Source organism: Streptomyces sparsogenes, from assembly GCF_001704635.1.
Lineage (GTDB): Bacteria > Actinomycetota > Actinomycetes > Streptomycetales > Streptomycetaceae > Streptomyces > Streptomyces sparsogenes.
This window is the reverse complement of record NZ_MAXF01000240.1, coordinates 1-3188: the sequence shown is the minus strand read 5'-3', so window position 1 is coordinate 3188 and position 3188 is coordinate 1. Positions and strand designations below refer to the sequence as shown.

Here is a 3188-nt window from a genome sequence, read left to right as displayed (position 1 = left end):
GCTCAACTCAAGTCCAACATCGGCCACACCCAGGCGGCCGCGGGCGTCGCGGGCGTCATCAAGGCGGTGCTGGCCATCCGGCACGGCCTGGTGCCGCGCACCCTGCACGTCGACCGGCCGACACCGGAGGTGGACTGGTCCACCGGCGCGGTGCGGCTGGCCACGGAGAGCACCCCCTGGCCCGAGACCAGCCCGGTCCGGCGGGCCGGCGTCTCCTCGTTCGGCATCAGCGGCACCAACGCCCATGTGGTCCTCGAACAGGCACCCGCGGCCGGCCCGGCCCCCGCCCCGCCGGCGCCGGCGCGCCACGGCGGTGCGCTGCCCTGGGTGGTCTCGGGCCGCACCGCGGCCGGACTGCGCGCACAGGCGGCACGGCTGCGGGAGTTCGCGGCCGGCAGCGGGGCGACGGACGAGGAGCTGGGGCGCGCCCTGGCCACCACCAGGTCGGCGCTCGAGCACCGCGCCGTCGTGGTGGCGGAGGACCGGGAGACGTTCCTGGCCGGGCTCGACGCCCTGGGGGCGGGGGAGTCCGCGGCCCATGTGCTGAGCGGACGGGCGTCCGACGAGCCCGGGGGCGTGGTGTTCGTCTTCCCCGGACAGGGCAGCCAGTGGGCCGGCATGGCAGTGGAGCTGCTCGCCTCCTCCGAGGCGTTCGCGCGGTCGATGGCGGAGTGCGATCGGGTGATCGGTTCCTTCGTGGACTGGTCGGTGGTGGACGTGTTGCGAGGCGACCCCGAGCTGCTGGAGCGCATCGAGATCCTGCAGCCGGTGCTGTTCGCGGTGATGGTGTCGCTGGCCCGGATGTGGCGGTCGTTCGGTGTGGAGCCGGGCGCGGTGGTGGGCCATTCCCAGGGGGAGATCGCGGCCGCGTTCGTGGCGGGAGCGCTGAGCCTGGAGGACGCCGTCAGGATCGTGGTCCTGCGCAGCCGGCTCTTCGCGGACGAACTCATGGGCAGGGGCGCGATCGCCTCCGTGGCGCTCCCCGTCGAGGACGTACGCCAGCTGATCGAGGGCCGGCCCGGCCTGTCGGTGGCCGGCATCAACGGGCCGAACGCGTGCACGGTGGCCGGCGGGCTGGACGAGCTGGGTGAGTTCGTCGAGCTGTGCCGGGACCGGGGCGAGCGGGCGCGGGTGGTGCCCTCGACGGTGGCGTCGCACGGCCCCCAGGTGGAGCCGCTGAGGGAACACCTGCTGGAGCTGCTGGCGCCGACGGCCCCGAAGGCGGCCCGTGTCCCCTTCTACTCCACGGTCACCGGTGAGCGCATCGACACGCTGAAGCTGGACGCGGAGTACTGGTACTCGAACGCGCGCGAGCCGATCCAGTTCTCCGAGGTGACGCGCGCGCTGATGGACGACGGATACCGGGTGTTCGTGGAATCGAGCGCCCATCCCGTGCTGACCACCCCGCTGCAGACCATCGGCCACGCGGCCGAGCGCGACATCCTCTGCGTCGGCACCCTGCGGCGCGAGCGGGGCGGCATCGACCAGGTGCTCACCTCGCTCGGACAGCTGTGGATACGGGGCCTCCGGCCCGACTGGCCCGCGCTCTTCGCCCCGGCCGCCGCCGGCACCGAGCCGGTCGAGCTGCCCACCTACGCCTTCCAGCGCGACCGTTACTGGCTGGCGCCCGCGGCGGCCGGCGCGCCGGTCCAGGTGGAGCTGCCCTCGGCGCCGCTCTCCGAACCGGTCGACGGCTTCCGGCAGAAGGTGCTCGACGCCCCCACCGACGCCCAGCGCCTGCGCGTCGTACTGGACGAGGTGTGCGGCCAGGCCGCGGCGGTCCTCGGCTGGGCCTCGGCACAGGAGGTCGAGGTCTGGCGGGCGTTCCGGGACTCCGGCTTCGACTCGCTGACCGCCACGGACCTGCGCAACAGGCTCGGGACGGCCACCGGGCAGACCCTCGCGCCGACGGCGGTATTCGACTACCCGACGCCGCTGTCGCTCGCCGAGCATCTGCGCGACCTGATCCTCGGCGCCACGAGCCCCGACCCGGACTCCGCAGCCGTGCCCGCCCGCACGGCGTCCGGCGACGACCCCATCGCCATCGTGGCCACCAGCTGCCGCTTCCCCGGCGACGTACGCTCCCCCGAGGACCTGTGGCGGCTGCTGATGGACGGGCAGGACGCCATCGGCGGACTCCCGGACAACCGCGGCTGGGACCTCGGCGCGCTGTACGACCCGGACGCCTCGCGGGCGGGCACCAGCTATGTCGACCAGGGCGGATTCCTCTACGACGCCGGGGAGTTCGACGCCGGGTTCTTCGGCATCTCGCCGCGCGAGGCCGTCGCCATGGACCCGCAGCAACGGCTGCTGCTGGAGACCTCCTGGGAAGCCATGGAACGGGCGGGGCTCGACCCCACGTCGCTGCGGGGCAGCAGGACCGGCGTCTTCGTCGGCCTCGTTCCGCACGGCTACGGCACCGATGCCACCAACGCCCAGGAGTCCGGCGGCTATCTGTTCACCGGAGCCGCGGGCAGTGTGGCCTCGGGCCGCATCGCCTACACCTTCGGGCTGACGGGTCCTGCCGTGACGGTGGACACGGCGTGCTCGTCGTCGCTGGTGGCGCTGCACCTGGCGGTGCGGGCGCTGCGCCAGGGCGAGTGCTCGATGGCGCTCGCCGGCGGAGTGACGGTGATGTCGACCCCGGGCGTCTTCACCGAGTTCAGCCAGCAGCGCGGGCTCGCCCCCGACGGTCGCTGCAAGCCCTTCGCCGCGGCGGCGGACGGCACCTCGTGGAGCGAGGGCGTCGGTGTGCTCCTCCTGGAGCCGCTGTCCCAGGCCCAGCGCGCCGGCCACCAGGTGCTGGCCGTGATCCGCGGCACCGCGGTCAACCAGGACGGCGCCTCCAACGGCCTGACCGCGCCCAGTGGGCCGGCGCAGCAGCGGGTCATCCGCCAGGCGCTGAGCGATGCCGGCGTGGCCGCCGCGGACGTGGACCTGGTCGAGGCGCACGGCACCGGCACCACCCTGGGCGACCCGATCGAGGCCCAGGCACTCCTGGCGACATACGGCCAAGGCCGTCCCGCCGACCGGCCGCTGCTGCTCGGCTCGCTCAAGTCGAACCTCGGCCACACCTCCGCCGCCGCCGGCGTGGCCGGTGTGATCAAGGTGGTGGAGGCGATGCGTCGAGGTGTGGTGCCCAGGACGTTGCATGTGGATGAGCCGACGCCGCATGTGGACTGGTCGTC

1 protein-coding gene is annotated in these 3188 nt (G+C 73.9%); it reads left to right on the top strand.

Translation table 11 applies throughout. The annotated features are described in order from the left end of the window. The coding region (locus BBH68_RS38610) for a type I polyketide synthase (protein WP_141713171.1) at positions 1-3188 on the top strand (3188 nt) is incomplete at both ends.